This window comes from Salinivibrio sp. VGrn1 (genome assembly GCF_009377995.1).
Taxonomy (GTDB): Bacteria; Pseudomonadota; Gammaproteobacteria; order Enterobacterales; family Vibrionaceae; genus Salinivibrio; species Salinivibrio siamensis.
On record NZ_SATA01000007.1, the window covers coordinates 18,453 to 39,209 of the forward strand.

General features: G+C 52.3%; 18 protein-coding genes. 13 read left to right on the top strand and 5 right to left on the bottom strand.

The window, feature by feature from the left end; all coding sequences use genetic code 11:
* Positions 1 to 100 precede the first annotated feature (100 nt).
* The 6 genes from lon to EHW56_RS11170 all read left to right on the top strand — a co-directional run bounded on the left by lon (position 101) and on the right by EHW56_RS11170 (position 7,510).
* Positions 101 to 2,473 carry an endopeptidase La gene (lon, locus tag EHW56_RS11145; RefSeq protein WP_152795649.1) on the top strand — a complete coding sequence of 791 codons (2,373 nt, stop codon included), beginning with the start codon at positions 101 to 103 and terminating at the stop codon, positions 2,471 to 2,473.
* A gap of 188 nt (positions 2,474 to 2,661) precedes the next feature.
* Positions 2,662 to 2,937, top strand: coding sequence for an HU family DNA-binding protein (locus EHW56_RS11150; protein ID WP_046075257.1), 276 nt, complete (start codon positions 2,662 to 2,664; stop codon positions 2,935 to 2,937).
* A gap of 167 nt (positions 2,938 to 3,104) precedes the next feature.
* Complete coding sequence (gene ppiD, locus EHW56_RS11155; protein ID WP_152795651.1) at positions 3,105 to 4,985, top strand: peptidylprolyl isomerase; 1,881 nt, start codon at positions 3,105 to 3,107, stop codon at positions 4,983 to 4,985.
* Between the two features lie 162 nt (positions 4,986 to 5,147).
* A complete protein-coding gene (locus tag EHW56_RS11160) occupies positions 5,148 to 5,456 on the top strand; it encodes a helix-hairpin-helix domain-containing protein (RefSeq protein WP_152800427.1) in 309 nt (102 codons plus the stop codon).
* 106 nt (positions 5,457 to 5,562) lie between these two features.
* Entirely contained in the window at positions 5,563 to 6,165 is a 603-nt protein-coding gene (gene yfbR, locus EHW56_RS11165) for a 5'-deoxynucleotidase (protein ID WP_046075260.1), read from the top strand.
* A complete protein-coding gene (locus tag EHW56_RS11170) occupies positions 6,152 to 7,510 on the top strand; it encodes an anti-phage deoxyguanosine triphosphatase (protein ID WP_077578042.1) in 1,359 nt (452 codons plus the stop codon). Before yfbR ends, EHW56_RS11170 begins: the two co-directional genes overlap by 14 nt.
* A 63-nt stretch (positions 7,511 to 7,573) precedes the next feature.
* On the opposite strand, the gene EHW56_RS11175 is transcribed toward EHW56_RS11170, so the two are convergent.
* Together EHW56_RS11175 and EHW56_RS11180 are read right to left on the bottom strand one after the other, a co-directional pair.
* Positions 7,574 to 8,173, bottom strand: a complete 600-nt coding sequence (locus EHW56_RS11175; RefSeq protein WP_152799670.1) for a tRNA-uridine aminocarboxypropyltransferase — start codon at positions 8,171 to 8,173, stop codon at positions 7,574 to 7,576.
* A 91-nt stretch (positions 8,174 to 8,264) separates the two neighbouring features.
* Complete coding sequence (locus tag EHW56_RS11180; protein ID WP_077578044.1) at positions 8,265 to 9,485, bottom strand: pyridoxal phosphate-dependent aminotransferase; 1,221 nt, start codon at positions 9,483 to 9,485, stop codon at positions 8,265 to 8,267.
* A gap of 270 nt (positions 9,486 to 9,755) precedes the next feature.
* Here EHW56_RS11180 and EHW56_RS11185 point away from each other — a divergent pair, with 270 nt between their 5' ends.
* From EHW56_RS11185 to EHW56_RS11210, 6 genes are read left to right on the top strand one after another with little or no spacing between them, the layout of a single operon-like run.
* A complete protein-coding gene (locus EHW56_RS11185) occupies positions 9,756 to 11,054 on the top strand; it encodes an isochorismate synthase MenF (protein WP_370517148.1) in 1,299 nt (432 codons plus the stop codon).
* Complete coding sequence (gene menD / locus EHW56_RS11190) at positions 11,054 to 12,817, top strand: 2-succinyl-5-enolpyruvyl-6-hydroxy-3-cyclohexene-1-carboxylic-acid synthase (RefSeq protein WP_077665870.1); 1,764 nt, start codon at positions 11,054 to 11,056, stop codon at positions 12,815 to 12,817. Before EHW56_RS11185 ends, menD begins: the two co-directional genes overlap by 1 nt.
* On the top strand, positions 12,810 to 13,589 hold the full coding sequence (menH, locus tag EHW56_RS11195; RefSeq protein ID WP_152795656.1) for a 2-succinyl-6-hydroxy-2,4-cyclohexadiene-1-carboxylate synthase: 780 nt from the start codon (positions 12,810 to 12,812) through the stop codon (positions 13,587 to 13,589). Before menD ends, menH begins: the two co-directional genes overlap by 8 nt.
* Before the next feature lie 54 nt (positions 13,590 to 13,643).
* Entirely contained in the window at positions 13,644 to 14,510 is an 867-nt protein-coding gene (menB, locus tag EHW56_RS11200; RefSeq protein ID WP_077638789.1) for a 1,4-dihydroxy-2-naphthoyl-CoA synthase, read from the top strand.
* An 8-nt stretch (positions 14,511 to 14,518) separates the two neighbouring features.
* A complete protein-coding gene (menC, locus tag EHW56_RS11205) occupies positions 14,519 to 15,508 on the top strand; it encodes an o-succinylbenzoate synthase (protein WP_152795658.1) in 990 nt (329 codons plus the stop codon).
* Complete coding sequence (locus tag EHW56_RS11210; protein WP_152795659.1) at positions 15,505 to 16,905, top strand: AMP-binding protein; 1,401 nt, start codon at positions 15,505 to 15,507, stop codon at positions 16,903 to 16,905. The genes menC and EHW56_RS11210 overlap by 4 nt, the downstream gene beginning before the upstream one ends.
* Here the strand turns inward: EHW56_RS11210 and EHW56_RS11215 are convergent.
* Positions 16,902 to 18,764 (bottom strand): MFS transporter, encoded by a 1,863-nt coding sequence (locus EHW56_RS11215; RefSeq protein ID WP_152795660.1) that lies wholly within the window; start codon positions 18,762 to 18,764, stop codon positions 16,902 to 16,904. The genes EHW56_RS11210 and EHW56_RS11215 overlap by 4 nt on opposite strands.
* A 111-nt stretch (positions 18,765 to 18,875) precedes the next feature.
* Positions 18,876 to 19,271, bottom strand: a complete 396-nt coding sequence (locus tag EHW56_RS11220) for a TM2 domain-containing protein (protein WP_046075271.1) — start codon at positions 19,269 to 19,271, stop codon at positions 18,876 to 18,878.
* A 187-nt stretch (positions 19,272 to 19,458) separates the two neighbouring features.
* Here EHW56_RS11220 and EHW56_RS11225 point away from each other — a divergent pair, with 187 nt between their 5' ends.
* On the top strand, positions 19,459 to 20,319 hold the full coding sequence (locus EHW56_RS11225; protein WP_152795811.1) for a Tim44 domain-containing protein: 861 nt from the start codon (positions 19,459 to 19,461) through the stop codon (positions 20,317 to 20,319).
* A 60-nt stretch (positions 20,320 to 20,379) separates the two neighbouring features.
* Here EHW56_RS11225 and EHW56_RS11230 read toward each other — a convergent pair whose 3' ends face one another.
* Complete coding sequence (locus EHW56_RS11230) at positions 20,380 to 20,646, bottom strand: YkgJ family cysteine cluster protein (protein WP_152795662.1); 267 nt, start codon at positions 20,644 to 20,646, stop codon at positions 20,380 to 20,382.
* Positions 20,647 to 20,757 lie beyond the last annotated feature (111 nt).

The following is a 20,757-nucleotide window of genomic DNA, read 5'->3' on the forward strand; positions in this document are numbered from 1 at the left end:
AGTGACAACTCCCTTTTTTATTTTCTGACGGTTGAGCCGTTGAAACCTGTCCAACAGACCCCATATACTCATAATCAGATTGAACGGAAGAGAGAAGCATATGAACTTGGAGCGTTCCGAGCGCATTGACATTCCGGTGCTGCCACTTCGGGATGTGGTGGTTTATCCTCACATGGTGATCCCGCTTTTTGTGGGAAGGGAAAAGTCGATACGCTGCCTTGAAGCGGCGATGGACAACGACAAACAGATTCTACTGGTTGCGCAAAAAGATGCCGCCACTGATGATCCAAGTATCTCAGATTTATACACCGTTGGGACGGTGGCAACCATTCTCCAGCTTCTTAAACTTCCAGATGGCACGGTGAAAGTGCTGGTTGAAGGGATGCAGCGTGCGCGCATCGATCAGTTTAGTGAAGATGATTTCTTCACTGCGCAGGCCGAGTATTTGACCACGCCAAGCTTGGATGAGCGTGAGCAGGAAGTGTTGGTTCGCACGGCGATCAGCCAGTTTGAAGGCTTTATCAAGCTCAACAAAAAGATCCCGCCAGAAGTACTGACATCCTTAAATGGCATTGAAGAGGCGGCGCGTCTTGCTGATACCATTGCTGCCCACATGCCGCTTAAGCTTGAAGACAAGCAAAACGTGTTGGAAATCGTTGATATTTCCGAGCGTCTCGAATACCTGATGACCATGATGGAGTCTGAGATTGACTTGCTTCAGGTTGAGAAGCGCATTCGTGGACGCGTTAAAAAGCAAATGGAAAAGAGCCAGCGCGAGTACTACCTCAATGAGCAAATGAAAGCCATTCAGAAGGAGCTGGGTGAGCTGGATGATGCGCCGGACGAGTTTGAAGCGCTGAAGCAGAAAATCGAAGAATCAAAAATGCCGCAGGAGGCGCGGGAAAAAACCGAGCAAGAACTGCAAAAGCTGAAAATGATGTCTCCGATGTCGGCGGAAGCCACCGTGGTACGCAGCTATATCGATTGGATGATTAGTGTGCCATGGGCAAAACGCTCAAAAGTGAAAAAGAATTTAGCCCGCGCGGAAGAAGTGCTCAATGCCGACCACTATGGCCTTGAGCGCGTCAAAGACCGTATTTTGGAATACCTCGCGGTACAAAATCGGATGAAGAAGCTGAAAGGCCCGATTCTTTGCTTAGTGGGACCGCCAGGGGTGGGTAAAACCTCGCTAGGGCAGTCTATTGCTCGCGCCACTGGGCGTAAATATACCCGTATGGCGTTGGGTGGCGTACGTGATGAAGCGGAAATCCGTGGCCATCGTCGCACCTATATCGGCTCATTGCCTGGCAAGCTTATCCAGAAGATGTCGAAAGTGGGCGTCCGTAACCCGCTGTTCCTGCTCGATGAAATCGATAAGGTGTCGTCTGACATGCGTGGCGATCCCTCATCGGCGCTGCTTGAGGTGCTTGATCCTGAGCAAAACAATGCGTTTAACGATCATTATCTAGAGGTTGACTACGATCTCTCGGATGTGATGTTCGTGGCCACATCTAACTCGATGAATATCCCCGGCCCACTGCTGGATCGGATGGAAGTGATCCGCCTGTCTGGTTACACCGAGGACGAGAAGCTCAACATTGCTAAGCAGCATTTGATTGACAAGCAAGTGGCTCGTAATGGCTTGAAACCGCATGAGATCACGATTGAAGACTCGGCCATTGTCGGCATTATTCGTTACTACACACGCGAAGCGGGCGTGCGTAACCTTGAGCGCGAGATTTCTAAACTTTGTCGCAAGACGGTCAAAGAAATTCTGCTTAATAGCGAGCTCAAGCAAGTGACGGTGACGGATGAGAACTTGCAAGATTACTTAGGCGTCCGCCGCTTTGATTATGGTAAAGCGGATGAGCAAAACCGGGTTGGCCAAGTGACTGGGCTTGCTTGGACCGAAGTGGGTGGCGACTTGCTCACTATCGAGACCGAAGCGATGCCAGGTAAAGGCAAACTGACGCACACAGGCTCGCTGGGCGATGTGATGCAAGAGTCGGTGCAAGCGGCGATGACCGTGGTGCGTAGCCGTGCTGACAAACTGGGTATCAATAGCGACTTTTACGAGAAGCGTGATATTCATGTCCACGTCCCTGAAGGCGCTACCCCGAAAGACGGACCGAGCGCAGGTATCGCGATGTGTACCGCGTTAGTTTCAAGCTTAACCGGTAACTCCGTGCGTTCCGATGTGGCAATGACCGGCGAGATCACCTTACGTGGTGAAGTGCTCCCGATTGGTGGCTTGAAAGAAAAACTATTGGCTGCGCGTCGTGGGGGTATCAAAACCGTTGTCATTCCAAAAGAGAACGAGCGCGATCTGGAGGACATTCCTGCCAACGTCAAAGAGGACTTATCTATCCATCCAGTGCGCTGGATTGATGAGGTTTTAACCATTGCGCTAGAGAATAATCCGCTCGGTATTGAGCTGGTTAACGCCGAAAAGAGTGACATGCAGCAAAATTAAGCAACGTAAAACGCTGACAGGCAGTAAAAGGCTTGTCAGCGTTTTTTTTGCTCGCTAACGTTGCTTTGACGCATTGCCTGCATGGGGCGGGCAAGCGCGCTTTCAACGTCTTTCGTCGACAAAGCGTCTGTTATTGAATACCGCAACATTGATAGGTTTGCGGAGATGTAATCTAAGGGGATGAAAAAGTGAATAAGTCGGAACTGATTGATCATATTGCAGAAGGTGCGGATATTTCTAAGGCCTCAGCGAACCGTGCATTGGATGCCTTCGTCGAGGCGGTGTCTGACACGTTGAAGTCAGGCGACCAGGTCGCGCTAGTGGGCTTTGGCACCTTCTCTGTACGCGAACGCGCTGCACGCAAGGGCCGTAACCCACAAACGGGCGCTGAAATTGATATCGCGGCGGCCAAAGTACCAGGCTTTAAAGCGGGTAAAGCGTTAAAAGACGCCGTTAACGAGTAATCCTCGTGACTCGCTGCCGAATTATTCGCGTTTGACGGGGCGCTAGAGCTGCAAAGCCACTAACAACCGCGTATAATTCGGCGCACAAGAGCGTAAAGGCGCATCACATGATGCGCCTTTTTAGTTGAAAGACAACCAGCCCAAACCAGTTGGAGTACCGGCCAGTTATGATGGAACGTATACGCGAAGGCACCAATAGTCTTGCGGTGAAGATCATTTTAAGCCTTATCATCTTTTCCTTTGCTTTTGCCGGTGTCGGCAGCTATCTGGCAGGCGGTTCCAACCCGCCCGCTGCAACCGTCGGTGATAAAGAAATCAGCCGTGCAGAGCTCGATCGAGCTTATCAAAACGAACGTGCTCGTATGCAGCAACAAGCCGGAGAGCAGTTTAACCAACTGCTGGGCAACCCAGAGTATGTGAAGCGTTTTCGTCAAAATATCTTAGATCGAATGATCAATGACTTGCTGTTAGAGCAGGCGGCTAGCGAACTCGGTTTGCGTGTGAGTGATGCGCAAGTCAAAGCGGCGATTAGAGCGATGCCACAGTTCCGTCAAGGCGGACAGTTTAATAACGATCGTTATCAGGCCGCTCTGCGCCAAACGGGCATGAGTGCCGATGAATTTGCCAACTATATGCGCACAGACTTAATGCGTCAGCAGCTGGTTAATGGCCTACAAGGCTCAGGCTTTGTCTTGCCCAGTGAGTTAGAGAATCTGTATCGCTTAGAGGCGCAAAGCCGCCAAGTGCGCACCATCACGCTCCCAGTGGCTGATTTTGCAGAGCAGGTATCGCTAACGGACGACGAGCTGGAAGCATACTATCAAGCTAACCGAGACGATTATATCCAGCCTCGCATGGTCAAAGTCGCTTATGTAGAGCTCACGGGGGAGGGGCTGGCTAATGAGGTTCAGGTCTCGGATGAAGCCATCGCGACTTATTACCAAGAGAACCAGTCTCAGTATGGCTCACAAGAACGTCGTAAAGTGAGCCACATCCTGATTGAAGGGACAGGTGATGAGGCTAAAGCCAAAGCCCAGCAAGCGCTAGAGCGCCTGAATCAAGGCGCCGCATTTGCTGCTTTAGCGAAGGAAATGTCTGATGACACCTTCAGTGCTGAGCAGGGTGGGTCGCTGGACTGGATTGAACCTGATGTGATGGATCCGGCGTTCGAGAACGCGGCGTATGCGCTGTCAGAGAAAGGCGATGTCTCTGGGCTCGTTCAATCTGACTTTGGCTATCATATTATCCGTTTAGACGATATTGATCCGGCGGATGTGACACCGCTTGCAGAGGTAAAAGACGATATCCGAGCCGAATTGCAACAAGCGCGCGCGGCGGATCGTTTCTACGCGCAGTCTACCACACTGGCTGAAGTCGCTTTTGAAGAGGCGAATGGTTTGGAGCCTGCGGCTGATGCGGTGAACAGCAAGGTGCAGTATACCGATTATTTTGCGTTAGACGCGGCGACTGGCTTGATGGCTCGTCCTCAGATCCAGCAAGCACTTGACAGCTATGACGTACGTGAAAACGGGCTTAACTCAGAGTTGATTGAGTTGTCTGGGGAGCATGCGATTGTTGTGCGCCTTGATGATGTGAAGCCGGAAAAACAGCTTAGTTTTGCGGAAGTGAAAGACCAAGTTCGCGAAACGCTCGCCGCCGAGAAAGGCCAAGAGCAAGCAAAAGAAACCGCCGGTGACTTGATTGCCCAACTCGAAGAAAGCGGTGAGGTAACGGGGAGCGATTACACCTTCAGTGCCCCCATCACACTCAACCGTGTTTCTCAGCAACAAGCCGTCGCTGAGCTGGCGTTTTCTCTGCCACAGCCAGCATCTGACAACGCCAGCTATGGCGTGACGCAAAACCGTCAAGGTGATGTGGTGGTTGTGGCACTGGATAAGGTGATGGTGCCTGAGGTGCCAGATATCAGCCCGCAAAGCCAAATGGCGGCGCGTGTTCAACGCGCGATGAGTAACATGTCACTGTCTGCGACCTTACAAGCGTTGCGCGAAGAGGTGGATGTGACTTACGCGGAGTCAGATACCCAGTAAGCGAGTGGGCAGCAGGAGTTCGATCTCTCTCGCACCCTCTTTGCTTGAGTAAGAAAAACGGCGCTAGGACTTTGTCCTGCGTCGTTTTTCTTTTATCGCTCACATGCAAATAGGCGAGCGCAGACTTAGGGTAAGGCTGACATTTCTACAAGGAGTGAAATCATGAAACACCTTTTATCCTGTCTGTTCTTTGCCCTTGCGTTGGTGACGGCGCCGGTGAGTTGGAGTGCTGATGAAAACGCCGCTCAAGCGACTGAGCAAGTTGAACGTCTTTCCGTTAACATCAATACCGCGAGTGAGCAGCAGTTATCAGAGCAACTCAAGGGGATTGGCCCGGCGAAGGCCAAGGCCAAGGCCATTATTGAGTATCGCCAAGCCCACGGTGAATTTAGCTCGCCAGACGCACTGATGGAGGTCAAAGGCATTGGTCCCTCAACATTGGATAAAAACCGAGACCTCATAAAGGTGTAACCATACTCGCGCAAAGTGGTGTTTGGCGCTTTGCGCGAATAATACTTGTGTCTGCTGGCTTGAATGCACACAATGACAGCGATGTGTAGCATGGTAGCAGGATGCGATGACTCAAAAACAAAGCCACTTTTTTGCCCACCTTGCGCGAATGAAGCTGATTTATCGTTGGCCACTGATGCGCAATGTTTCCGCCGAAAACATCTCTGAACATAGTTTACAGGTTGCCTTTGTGGCGCATGCGTTAGCGTTAATCAATAACAAACGCTTCAATGGTCACTATCAACCCGAGCGTATCGCGGTATTAGCGATGTTCCATGATTGCAGCGAAGTGATCACGGGTGACTTGCCTACCCCAGTAAAGTACTTCAATCCATCCATTGCGGGGGAGTATAAAAAAATAGAGAAAATGGCCGAGAAAAAGCTTATCGCGATGCTGCCGCCTGAGTTACAAGAGGAATATAGCGGGCTAATAGACTCAGACCACATCGCGCCGGATGATTACCAACTGGTGAAACAGGCCGACACCTTATGTGCTTATTTAAAATGCCTGGAAGAGATTGCAGCAGGGAACCATGAGTTTGAGCAAGCGAAGAAGCGGCTGGAAGCCTCGTTAGAGAAAAGGCGCTCTCCGGCGAGCGATTACTTTATGGCCACTTTTGTGGATAGTTTTACACTGTCGTTGGATGAGATCAGTGATGATGGATTTTGACCTATCTGACGCCTGGCAAATTCGCCAGATGACAAATGAGCAGAAAAAGCGTCGTCATGATAAACGCACGGCGTACCAACGCGATCGTGCGCGGATTCTGCACTCAGCTGCCTTTCGACGCTTGCAAGCAAAAACCCAGGTGCTCGGTGCCGAGCACAGCGACTTTTATCGGACTCGGTTAACCCATTCACTTGAGGTCTCGCAAATTGGTACCGGCATCGTCGCGCAGCTCAAAGAGAAACAACCAGCATTTCGCCCACTACTTCCGTCGACCGGTTTGATGGAAAGCCTCTGTTTGGCTCACGATATCGGTCATCCACCTTACGGCCATGGGGGCGAAATCGCATTGAATTACATGATGCGCAATGACGGAGGGTTTGAGGGCAATGCGCAAACCTTTCGCATTGTCACGCTGCTTGAGCCTTATACACAAGAGCATGGGATGAACTTGGCACGTCGCACCTTGCTTGGTGTGATGAAGTACCCCGCATTGATCAGTGCCGCTCACAATGGCAATCAGCCTGCGCCCGTTAACGACTTTCGCCATCTCAAAGCGCGGGAGTGGCAACCCGCCAAGGGCATTTATGATGATGATAAAGCGCGGCGAGATTGGGTGCTCGCGCCATTAAATGAGGCGGATCGCGCGTTATTTTTAGCGTTTCGCGATCACACGGCAACGGATCAACACCGCAAAACACGCTATAAATCAATCGATTGCTCCATCATGGAGCTGGCCGATGATATCGCTTATGGCGTCCATGACTTGGAAGATGCCATCGTGATGGGCCTAGTGACGAGGGAGCAATGGCAAGAGTCAGTAGCAAGCCATTTGGCAGAGTGTGGTGACCCATGGCTCGAGGCCAACATTGGTGAGCTAAGTGAGCAAATGTTTGGTCCTCCGTACGAGCGTAAGGACGCGATTGGCGCCCTGGTCAATACGTTATTGACCTCAGTGGAGATCGCGCCGACCAATCAAGATGGCACCCACAGTTTTACCTCTCCGCTATTGGCGTGGAATGCCTATTTGACTGAGGTCATGGCCGGTGTTTTGGAGGTGCTAAAGCGCTTTGTCAGTGAATTTGTGGTTAAACAGCCAGAGCTTCAGGTGGTGGAGTACAAGGGCCAACAGTTGGTCATGGAGTTGTTTGATGCCTTTGCCTCTGATCCCGAGCGTTTGTTGCCGACGGATTATCGACGCGACTGGCTGGCCGCCCGAGCGAACGGCCAATCAGGGATGCGAGTGATTGCCGATTACCTGTCGTCGATGACTGACAGCTTTGCGCAAAAGCTCCACAGCACCATGTTTACCGCCGCCAGTAATGGTCCGCTGTACGCGATTCGCTAGCGATCGGGGACGAGCGTGGGTGATGACGCCCTCAGTGTGCGGGACACTAAGCAAGTCGCTTGCTCAGTCGTGGCGCTTGCTCGCATTGGGTATAAAGGCGAGCTGGCGCTGAACGAGAAGGTCAAAACTGTCGAGCAACGGCTGATAGCGTGTGGGGTCGCCACTGAGTTGACTCAGTGCCATATAGCCGGCCTCGAGGGTGGACAGGGCACCCGGCTTCCGACTTTTACGAATCTGATATTGGCTTGGCGCACAGGCGTCAATACGGATACTCGGAAGTGCCTGTAAATTGGTCGACAACTGATACATTTTGTAGGCTTTTTTCCAGGTCCCATCCAGCAAAATAACCCCTTGTTTGGCACTCGCACCTTGGGCCGTCATCTCACTGAGTGCCATCGCGTTTTCACCGGGGTAGAGCACGGCATAAGTAATGTCCGGATCCGCCAATAACGCATTCAGCGGGGAATGCTGGCTAAAATCTTCTCCGACGAAGGTCACGCTTTGTTGTAGCGAAAGGCTCAGCAGACAGGCACTGTTCTTTGGGTGCGAGACTTCATCAGGGTGCTGAAGCAGGATCACGGGATTGGGATTATCAATCTTGGTGATGGCATCGCAAATGCAGATGGCGTGGGCTTTATGGCAGCGAGAGCAGTATCGAGACATACGAATAAGGGCGTTATAAACGGAATACGGTGATCAATAACATAACGCAAGCCGTGTCGCACGTGCTTGCGTTATCGACAGGTAACACCCACTAGCTCTCTTGGCTGTACCCGCTGAGAAAGCGTTCAAAGCGACTGATAGCCATCTCCAAGTCATCGACGCGCGGCAAGGTGACAAGCCGGAAATGGTCGGGTTGGTGCCAATTAAAGCCCGTTCCATGCACCATGAGCACTTTCTCTTGCAATAAAAAGTCGAGCATTAACTTTTCATCGTTATGAATGTTATACCGTTTGGTGTCGATTTTCGGGAAGAGATAGAGCGCGCCTTTCGGCTTTTTACAGCTCACCCCTGGAATTTGGTTGATAAGCTCATAGGCTTTGTCGCGCTGCTCCAGCAACCGACCGCCGGGTAAGATAAGCTCGTTGATGCTCTGGTATCCCCCCAACGCCGTTTGAATCGCATGCTGCATCGGGACATTAGCACAAAGCCGCATCGATGCCAGCATCTCAAGGCCTTCGATGTAACCGCGTGCATGTTGTTTCGGCCCTGTGACCAGCATCCAGCCGGCGCGAAAGCCACAGACTCGGTAGGCCTTGGATAAGCCATTAAAGGTCAAGCACAGTACATCCGGTGCTAAGGTGGCGATAGAGTAGTGCTGCGCCCCGTCGTAGAGAATTTTATCGTAGATTTCGTCCGCAAAAATGATCAGATTATGCTGGCGCGCGATCTCCACCACTTGCAACAAAAAGTCGCGACTATAAACAGCCCCCGTTGGGTTATTGGGGTTAATCAGGACAATCCCGCGGGTGCTGGGCGTGATTTTACGTTTGATATCGTCTAAGTCTGGATACCAGTCCGACTCTTCATCGCAAAGGTAATGGACAGGCTTGCCCCCTGATAAAGATGCCGCCGCCGTCCAAAGTGGATAGTCGGGTGAGGGCACCAGTAACTCGTCACCATTATTAAGCAGGGCTTGCATGGCCATCACGATAAGCTCGGAGGCACCGTTGCCCAAATAGACGTCTTCAACGTCTAAGTCCATCAAGCCGCGCTTTTGGTAGTGTTGCACCACGGCTTTACGGGCGGAGTAGAGCCCTTTTGAATCGCAATATCCTTGCGAGGTGGGGAGGTTGCGGATCACATCCACCAAGATTTCATCGGGGGCATCAAAACCGAACGGGGCGGGGTTACCGATATTCAGCTTAAGAATGCGGTGGCCCTCTTCTTCGAGGCGTTTCGCTTCTTTCATCACTGGACCGCGAATGTCGTAGCAGACATCATCCAGCTTGGCGGACATTCCAATAGGTTGCATTAACGTTCCTGTAAATAAAAAGGTGAAAATTGTTATTAGGCTTTTTTGGTAACTTACACTATTTGTTTGCCAATTCGAAAGACTTGGGCAGATAAAGTTTCACTGCTAGGAATGGCGCAAAAAAATCGACCAAGTTTGACAGATAACTGATCTAGCGCATATTTGTAAAAGACGCTCACAGGTAGACTGATAAGCAAGAATAACGTGCTACATAAAAGAGTACGGATTGACTTGCAAAGAGCACTGCCGCCTAGGCGGTTGGAGGATGTCGTGACTACCTTGATTCAAGCGGCTAATCATTTACAAAGCCAAGTAGCGATCAGTCAAGCGCCTGCACAATTGACCATGGCGTTTACTTGGCCAGGTGATTTGTCGCCCGTTGCTTGGTTGGATGCACAGCCTATTTACCCGAAAACCTACTGGCAATCACGCGATGGTCGTGAAGAGGTATTGGCACTGGGCGCTAGCCATCAGTTTTCTCAGCTTCATGCGGCCCAAGCCAGTCTGTTGCCTGACCAGCGCATTTGGGGCTGTGTGGCCTTTGATGATGCACCCGGCTGTGGTGATTTTTTCTTGCCAGTGGTTGAGCTCGTCAGGCGTGACCAGCAATGGCAGCTGAGTATTAATCTCACCACGGCGTGTGACAGCCAAGCGGTACTTAATCAGGTGATTTGGCAAGGCCGTCCTTTGGCAGCAGGGCAAGCGGTTGTCCGTGAAGAGACACATACCCCCAACCACGCTCAGTGGTGTCAATCTGTCCGTTGTGCGTTGACACACATGGAGCAGACCGCACTACAAAAAGTGGTGCTGGCACGTCAAACGCGTCTGTCGCTCAATGCGCCGATCAGTGCCGGCCAGCTGTTACAGCATAGCCAACAGCACAATGTCGAGAGTTTTCACTTCCTTTTTGCAACCGGCCCTGATGACGCTTTTGTTGGCTCAACCCCAGAGCGGCTATACCGCCGTCGCGATTGTCGTGTGACCACAGAAGCGGTAGCAGGGACAGTTCGTCGTGGCGCAAGCTTTAGTGAAGATCATCATCTTGGCGAGTGGCTATTAAGTGACACGAAAAACGTGCACGAGAATCAGCTGGTGGTGGACGATATTTTCGCCGGACTTCGCCGTCATGCGTTAACCATTACGGTTGACCCTGAACCGCATCTGATTGTGCTTCGCCATCTTCAGCATTTACGTCGTCGAATCAGCGCCATCATCGGGCCTGGTGTTGATGATACTGTGCTGCTCAGTGCCTTACAGCCCACCGCCGCGGTGGCCGGATTGCCCCGTGAAAATGCGCGTACCTTTTTAGCCGAGCAAGGCATTGCTCGTGGCCGTTATAGCGGTGCGGTCGGTTATCTTTCTCAGCGTGAAAGCCAGTTTTGTGTGGCAATACGCAGTGCACAAGTGACAGAGAATACCGTGGACTTATATGCCGGCGCCGGTATTGTCCCTGGCTCGGATCCGGATGCTGAGTGGCAAGAGCTGGACAATAAGCTCACGACTCTCCGTCAGTGTTTGCCTGCTTGCACGGTGCCTGAAAAAGACGCCATCAGACTCGGAGCCTGCTAATGTCGCTTTCTCTCACACACACCTGGGCAGAGGTTGTGATAGAAGAGCTATCGCGCCTAGGCATCAGGCATATTTGTGTCGCGCCCGGTTCACGCTCCACACCCTTGACGCTGGCCGCGGTGAAACAAAGTCAGCATCCCCAACGTCCGGTGACAATCCACCGTCACTTTGATGAGCGCGGGCTGGGTTACCTTGCCCTTGGTTTGGCCAAGAGTATCTGTGAGCCTGTCGCGGTGATTGTGACCTCAGGCACTGCGGTGGCAAATTTGCTGCCTGCCGTGGTAGAGAGTGGCTTAACCGGTGAACCGTTAGTGATTCTTTCTGCTGACCGCCCGTTTGAATTAATGGATTGTGGCGCGAACCAAGCGATTACCCAATCAGGCCTGTTTTCTTCTCATGTGACCGCTGAATTGGCGCTTCCGGCGCCGACCGCTGAGATCCCTTTGCCGGCGTTACTCACCAAAGTGGATCAGCTACTTGCACGTCAGGCTGAGCAAGGGGGGAGCGTCCATATTAACTGTCCGTTTCGTGAGCCTTTTTATGGCAATCGCGATGAGACAGAGGAGGAAAAGCTTCGCGAGTCTGTTGCCCACTGGTGGCAAAGCGGCCAGCGTTATACCCGCCACCATCAAGCTCGCTGTTCTGCGATGCCTGAATGGCCGCCTTGGTGGACGCCGACTGATGGAGGACCACGAACGGTAATTGTACTTGGTGCCGTGCCAGAGGGGCTGTCCGAGGCCGTGGAGCGGTTAGCGAATTCGCTTCATGCCATTATCTTGGCCGATCCACAGGCAGGGGTGGCGAGCAGTGCACCTGGCTACGATCTGTGGCTTAACCATCCCGATCTTTTCCAGCAATTGAATCAAGCCCAATGGGTGATTCAGCTCGGTGGGCGGTTGGTGTCTAAACGCCTTGGCCAATGGCTGGCGCAAACGCAAGCTCACTACTGGCTGATCAGCGAACACACACAGTCACTTGCCCCTCATCATTTGTCTGTCGAACAGTTTGTCGTGCCGCCGTCCCAGTGGCGGTTGTGGTTAAATGCACTGACTGATGCCGTCGACAGTGCACATTCTGACGCGATAGCTGATTCGACGCATGTGAGCGCGTGGCAATGCGCCCTAGTCAACGGTGCCAAGTATCAAATGCAACTGGCGGCCGCCGCCATACCGACTTCCCCTTTGTCGGAACACAATGTCTTTCAAACTCTGCCGGCGATGTTGCCTCACCACGCGGATGTTTTTATCGGTAACAGCTTGGCGATCCGCTTAGCGGATATTTGGTCTCACCTTGCTCACCATCGGGTATTTGCCAACCGTGGCGCCTCGGGCATTGATGGTTTACTCGCCTGTGCCGCTGGGGTGCAGCGATACCGCGCTCAGCCAATGTTAGTGGTGTTGGGTGATACCAGTGCACTTTACGATCTTAATAGCCTCGCATTATGGCGGGAGACGTCTGCGCCGGCCGCCATCCTTATCCTGAATAACAATGGCGGTGGCATTTTTGATGCGCTGCCGGTTGATCAAACCCTTTGTGATACCTACTACCGGATGCCGCATGATCTAGGTTTTGAACACATCGCGGCGCAATTCTCTTTGGGTTTCCATCAACCCGTGACCCCAGATGATCTCGTGCGAAGCGTGAGTCAGGCACTCACCACCCCTGGGGCTGATGTGATTGAAGTGGTGACACCGGCCGGAGAAGCGGGACAGGTACTCAGCGAGTGCTTAGCTGCCATGGCAGCCAGGGGGACACATGCTTAGTTACCAACAAGGCGGCGATCGGCATGGAAAGAAAGTGGTGTTTCTCCATGGTTTTTTAGGTAGCGGAGAAGATTGGCGTACGGTGACCGATAAAATGCACCATTGTCATTGGCTGTGCATTGATTTGCCTGGTCATGGTAGCAGTGTGAGCTATCAAGCCGTTGACTTTGCCACGACAGTCGCAGCAATACGACAAACGTGTTACCAGGTGTGGGGGCATCAAAAGGCATGTTTAGTCGGATACTCGCTCGGCGCGCGCCTTGCCATGCATCTTGTCTGCACTCAACCCAGTCTTTGGCGCGCGGTCTTCTTGGAAGCGGGTCACCCAGGTTTGGCGGATAGCCACCAACGACGCAAGCGGCTGACACAAGATAGCCAGTGGGCGGCGCGCTTTGCGCATCAAACCCTGTCAGAGGTGTTAAATGATTGGTACCAGCAAACCGTCTTCCAGTCACTCACGTCTGACCAGCGTACCGCTTTAGTGCTTGAGCGGGGAAATAATCACGGCCCCGCCGTGGCGAAAATGCTATTGGCGACCTCTTTGGGTCGCCAGGCGAATTTACGCGCGGGGCTGGGTGAAGCCTTTCGACAAGGCGTCACGATTGACTACCTTTGTGGAGAGCACGACAACAAATTTACCTCACTTGCACATTCACTATGGCAACACACCGGGATCCCCGCCACGCCGATAGAAGGGGCAGGGCACAACAGCCATGTTGAAAATCCAGATAGGTTTGTGCAGGTACTCACGCAAAGTCACGCACTCGCTTGACTTTTTATCTTTATGACGGGCTTTGTCCCAAGCAACCGAGGAAGGGGAGACACTATGGCTGTCACGCCGGGAATGACAGAAAAAGAGCTTTACGCGCCGATTGAGTGGGAACCGACTGAGCATGCGTTTAGCGATATCCTATACCATAAATCCACCGATGGTATCGCTCGGATCACCATTAACCGCCCTCAGGTACGCAATGCATTCCGGCCTCAAACGGTAAAAGAAATGATGCAAGCGTTGGCTGATGCGCGCTATGACAGCCGAGTGGGCGTGATTATCCTCACTGGGCTGGGAGAGAAGGCGTTTTGTTCCGGCGGCGATCAGTCCGTGCGGGGCGACTACGGCGGGTATCAAGATGATGAAGGCACGCACCATTTGAACGTGCTGGACTTTCAGCGTCAGATCCGCACCTGCCCCAAACCCGTCATTGCCGCTGTTGCAGGCTATGCCGTCGGTGGTGGCCACGTATTGCATATGATGTGTGATTTAACCATCGCCGCCGACAACGCTCAGTTTGGGCAAACGGGTCCCAAGGTCGGCAGCTTTGACGGTGGCTGGGGGGCGTCTTATATGGCACGGATTGTGGGGCAGAAAAAAGCCCGTGAAATCTGGTTCTTGTGCCGTTTCTACAATGCGCAAGAAGCCGTAGACATGGGATTGGTGAACACCGTCGTGCCACTGGATGAGCTTGAGCGAGAGACAGTGCGTTGGTGCCGGGAAGTGCTCCAACACAGCCCCATGGCGTTGCGCTGCTTAAAAGCGGCGTTGAATGCAGACTGCGATGGGCAGGCGGGTCTACAAGAACTGGCCGGTAACGCCACCATGATGTTTTACATGACCGATGAGGGGCAAGAAGGGCGCAATGCCTTTAATGAAAAACGCCGCCCTGAATTTGATCGTTTCCCACGTAATCCATAGAGGTCACTATGAGACAGGCACGGATTTATCACTACACCTTGCCAGTCAATGCCGGTTTATTTGTCCGTGATCAGCCGTTAACGGAGAGAGAGGGCTTGGTGGTTGAATTAAGCGAGGGAGCACAACGTGGTTGGGGCGAAGTGGCGCCGCTCCCCGGTTTTAGCCAAGAAACCTTTGCTGAGGCACGTCATGCGTTAATTGCTGCCACCGCGGTTTGGTGTGATCATCGTAATATTGCCATGCCACAACTGCCTCCTTCTGTGGCATGGGGGCTAAGTATCGCGCAAGCCGAGTTAGACAAGCGTTTGCCCACTCAGTCAGGCTTTCGTCATGTGCCCGTGTGTACGGGGGATCCTGATGCCTTGTTGGTGACGCTGGGGCAACAACCGGCGGGCCAGCCTTATGAGGCAAAAATTAAAGTGGGGGAGTATGAGGTCGCCCGCGATCGGTTAATGATCGCGACCATGTTAGAGGCGTTGCCGGATTTGAGGCTGCGCCTTGACGCGAACCGTCGTTGGCAACCTGAGCAACTTGCCAGCTTTTGGAATGGGCTCAGTGAAGCCCACCAAGCGCGAATTCACTGGATTGAAGAGCCTTGTCGCGATCCTAACCAATCGCTCGTACAAGCACAGGCATTAGGCTACCCCCTGGCGTGGGACGAGAGCCTAATCGATAGCCAAAATATGGCGTTGCTTGAAAACGATCGGGTCTCGACCTGGGTGATTAAGCCCAGTTTACTCGGCGATCTGGCCACCATTGAGCAATGGGTGAGTCGGGCGCATGCGTTGGGCAAAACGGCGGTGATTAGCTCGGCATTAGAAACCAGTTTGGGCTTAACGCAATTATCACGATTGGCCGATTGGTTGACCCCAGGTGTCGTGCCAGGACTTGATACATTGGGGATTTATCAGCATCAACTCGATCGCACCTGGCCAGGGGCGTCGCAGCCCTTGATCCCACTCCACGATCAGCCACTCGTGTGGATAAACACCTTGTGAGTCAACGCATGTTTGGGTTTGATACGTGGCCATGGCGCCATTGGGCGGCTGTAGCACCGAACGCGAAAGCGATTGATAGCGAGACGCCGCTCACATGGGATGCACTCAGTACGCTCGTGGATGGCCAGCAAGATCTACTGGGTGAGGCGCCCATTGTGGTGCTCGACAGCGCATTGTCACAAAGGGAGCTGATTGTGGGGATGCTCGCGGCTTGGCAGGCGGGGAAAAAAACGCTGGTATTGAATCAAGCTTTAAGTGACGAGGTGCAAGCCTCCGTGCTGAGTCAACTTGGCGTCTATCAATTTTTGCCTGACCGCTCGCGCCAACCGCGTGTCAATGTGCTGCCCATTGCAACCCATTGGCAACCCGATAAGCCTCTAACCTTAACCTTAACTTCCGGGTCAACCGGTACGCCTAAGGTGATTGCTCACGCGGCTCATCAGCATCTCGCCAGTGCTGCCGGTTTAACCCAAATGCTGCCTTTTTTGGGCTTGGCGGATAAGACGACCTCTCTAGAAAACCGCGTCGATCGTTGGCTCTTATCGTTGCCACTGTTTCATATATCCGGCTTAGCCATTGTATGGCGTTGGTTGTATAAAGGCGCACAGCTGGCTATCTATCCATGTCGTGGGGAAAGCATGGCATCGGCGCTCACACATGTTAGCCACGCCTCGTTAGTGCCCACGCAGCTCTATCGCGTGTTGCCTGCACTGAGAAAATGCCCAGATACTTCCACCTTATCTCACGTGTTGCTCGGTGGCGCTGCTATTTCAAGTGCACTGACGGAGCAGGCAGAACAACAAGGGATAAGCTGTTGGTGTGGGTATGGGATGACGGAAACGGCATCGACGGTCACTTTAAAGCGAGCCGATGGACAGGATGATGTGGGCACCACCTTGCCGTATCGCGATGTGATGGTGGCGGATGACGGTGAGGTAATCCACCGCGGGGAGACGTTAGCCTTAGGGGTTTGGCAAGCGGGCGCATTGCAACCGCTTGATGCGTCCAAAGGGCTGGCCTCGCGCGATTTAGCGAGTTGGTGTACAGACGTTCACCCGCCGACGCTACGTATCATCGGGCGTAAGGATAATCAATTTATCTGCGGTGGGGAGAACGTTCAGCCCGAGGTGATTGAGGCACACTTGCAACAGTGTGCCGAAATTCGTCAGGCCATGGTCGTTCCGGTTAACGATCGCGAATTCGGGGCGCGTCCGTTGGCGATTATCCAGAGTCGGTGCCTTCTCAACGCCCAGCAGCTGGCTGACTATTGTCGGCGCTTGCCCGCTTATCAACGCCCGGTCGCGTTCTTACCTTGGCCATCGTTATCGCCCGAGGCGGGGATTAAACCGTCTCGAGCGCAATTAACCCAATGGGCTCAACGCCAAGCGATTAACTAAGGCCGGTCGGCGCGCAGGCGAATGACTTCATTGCGCATATGCTCTGAGGTCGCTTGCTCAGGCTCAACGGCTGGACCGGCGACGACGGTGACTTTAGACCAAAACCGCTTGGGCAGTTTTAACATGGCTTTCCCGCCATGACGGCTAAAGTAGCTGCCCCAAAGGCCCTGTAACGCCATCGGTACCACAGGCACCGGAGAGCGTTGCAAAATCATATCCATCCCGCGGCGGAATTGGTCGATTTCGCCGTCATAACTAAGATGCCCTTCTGGGAAAATCAGTACCACTTCGCCATTATCAAGCGCCTTTTGAATCTCGTTCATGGCGGCCCGGATCGTGCGGCCCCGATGGCTAATGGGGATCACTTTTGAGGTACGGAAGAACCAATGTAGCACGGGCAATTGATATAAATCTTCAAACATTACAAAGCGGATAGGGCGATGACACGCGCCAGCTAACAAGAGCGCGTCCATATAGCTGACATGGTTACAAATCAGCAAGGCACCGCCTTTTTCAGGAATATGGTGTAAGTCTTGGTGTTTTACTCGATACAGGGTATGGGTGACCATCCAGGTAAAAAAGCGCAAGGCGAAAATCGGTACCAGTTTGCTGACATAGATAGCCACCAAGAAGTTGAGCACCGCCAATACTAAGAAGAATTCCGCGATAGATAACTCAACCACGACCAAGAGAGTGATACCGAGTATCGCACTGGCCACCATAAACAAGGCATTGAAAATATTGTTGGCGGCAATCACACGCGCACGCGCGGCTTTATCGGCGCGTTGTTGCATCAGACTGTACAGTGGCACAATAAAAATCCCGCCACACACGCCAATCATCAATAGGTCGATAAACACCCAGGTCAGGGCTGGATCAGTGATAAAAGCAAGCAGGTTGCTATGAAGGGTCGGGGCCGCCGGCGTGGCAAAAAACAAATGTAAGCCAAAGCCGGTTAATCCTAAACTGCCCAAGGGGACAATGCCGGGCTCGATACGATGACCAGAAAGCTTATCACACAGCAATGCCCCCACAGCGATGCCAACAGAAAACAAGGTGAGCAGAAATGATACGCCAATTTCACCGCCACCGATCGAGGCGGTGAATTTGGGAAACTGGGTTAAATAGCTGGCACCTAGAAACCAAAACCAGCTGATCCCGAGAATCGCTTGTAAGGTGACCTTGTCTTTACGCGCGAAACGCAGCGTTTGTCGCATTAAAGCAACGGGTCGGTAACGTAAATTGAGTCCAGGGTTACCCGCGGGGGCGGGAGGGATGGCATGGGCAGACATGACGCCGAGCAACGCAAAACTAAATACGGCTATCCCAGATATCAGGTTAGAGTCAGGGTGATGGGCAATAAAGCCCGCCAGCAAGGTACCGAGCAGAATCGATAAGAAGGTGCCGGTTTCCACCAAGGCATTGCCTGAAACAAGCTCTTTGTCATTGAGCGTTTGTGGTAGTAATGCGTATTTCACCGGGCCAAAAAAAGCCGATTGGGTGCCCATCAAAAAAAGTAAGCCGAGTAACACATTCCAAGCGTGAAAATACAGCGCGACAGCGGCACTCGACATGATCACCACTTCTAACCATTTCACCCGTCGCATAATAAGGGCTTTGTCGTATTTGTCTGCAAGCTCGCCAGCAAAGGCAGAAAACAAGAAAAAAGGCAGAATAAACAGCCCAGCAGCGGCGTTGATAAACAGCGTGGCGTCCATCGGCAGTTGATCGGCCGAGGCGAACGCGACCATGATCACCAACACATTCTTATAAACGTTATCGTTAAACGCGCCCAATGCCTGGGTAATGAAATAAGGCAAAAAACGTCGCTCGCGTAAAAGCTGAAACTGTTGGCTCATTTAGGCAGATCCATTTCGCGTTGCAATAAGCGACTTATACTAGCAGCGAGCGAGGTATGCGCAACCTTGAATACGTTGCGCATCATTCAGTTAGTTGTCAAACAAAGAGGACTAAGAGAATTTTTGCATGTTTTTAATCGACACTTGCTCATTGAGTGTCCAAAAATCATACAGCACACCAATTAAGAAAAAGCCACCGGTAAATAGATAGATAAAGCCGGTGATCCATTTACCCATGTACATACGGTGAATGCCAAACACACCCAGAAAGGTCAGTAATAGCCAGGCAATGGTAAAATCCGTGGGGCCACTGCGAAAACGGAGATCGGCTTCTTTATCCATGGAAGGAATCAAGAACAAATCCACAATCCAGCCAACGAAGAACAGGCCTAGGGTGAAAAACCAGAGGGTGCCAGTTACCGGTTTTCCATAGTAAAACCGGTGGGATCCGAGAAAACCAAAGATCCAGAGTAAGTAACCAACAAATTTACTGTGGGTATCATTCATGGCTTGGTCCTATTGCAGTGAAAAGAATACTAATGGCTTGGAGTGCCTGCGTGGCAAATGGTTCCTACTGACGCCAAAACAGTGGTGTTTGGATGACGTTTGGTAACAATTATTCCCGCTCTGCCAATTGACTTCACCACCAGAGACTCTAGCATGATAACGGTCTTAAACCACAGATGATGCGATGATGAAAAAATTACTCTCTGTTGCAGCCTTGATGGTTGTCTTTGTTGTGACAGCGCCTTACGCAGAAGCGAAACGCTTCGGCGGCGGCAAGTCTTTTGGTAAAAGCTTTAAAACCGCGCCTGCGCCAAAAAATACCACCACTAACACCAACACCCTCAAACAGAATACCTCGAAAACAAGTAAAAAAGGGCTCGCCGGTGGTTTACTCGGCGGTTTGCTCGCCGGTGGTTTGTTGGCCGCATTCTTCGGCGGGGCGTTTGAGGGTATCCAATTTATGGATATCTTGATTCTAGGCCTGATCGCCTACTTCGCCATGAAGTTTCTCCGCGGGCTCACCCAAGCCAAAGCAGGGGCTCAGGCGCAAGGGCCGGCCTACGCGGGGCAACACAAAGGTTATTATCATGAAAAGCCTCATGCATTTCGACAAAACGCGGCAGGCACAGGCGCGACGTCAGGTGGATTTGGGGGCATGCAAAACGATGTGCCATTTAACTTTCCGCCTCAGTTCAACATGCAAAGTTTCTTGAGCGGAGCCCGTGAGCATTATCGGATTTTGCAAGGCGCATGGAACCATAACGAGCTTGAGAAAATTCAAGAGTATGTGACGCCTGAGCTTTATAACGATCTCGCCGCCGAGCGTGCACGATTGGGCAGTGAGCAACACACTGAAGTCATGTATGTGGATGCCGAGATTGTTCGCGCCGATTATGACAGCCGCAGGGCACAATTGAGCTTAAAATTCACCGGTCGTTATTGTGACCGCGTGGAGGGGGTCGAAGAAGACATTACGGATATTTGGCACTTAGAACGTGACTTAAGCCAGCCCAATGCGCCTTGGTTGATTGTGGGGATTCAAAGCTAACAAGCTCGCGGTGAAAACACGCTGATAGATAAAGCGCTGGCTAAGATAAGCCAGCGTTTTTTATGTCGCCGCTTCCAGATAAATAAGGTTATCGAGCGCTTGCTGGTACGTATCACCACATACCTCGGGATCTGCATCGAATGCGGCACACACCTCGGGGCGGGCGTCGGATCCAAACAGCTGACAGAGGTTGCGTTCATCCAGCTGTACACAACGGGTGTTAGCAGGTTTACCGTTTGGCATACCAGGGATCGGTGACGAAATGCTAGGCGCGATACAGCAAGCGCCACAGCCAAGACGGCACGAAAATGGCGATGCAGTTGGCATAATCATGGCCTCCGTCAACGTGCAAAGTCGGGCACTCTACCACTCACTTTTGGACTATCCAACCCACACAAAGGCTTGCTTGCACTTTACGGCTATGATGGTTATAACAAG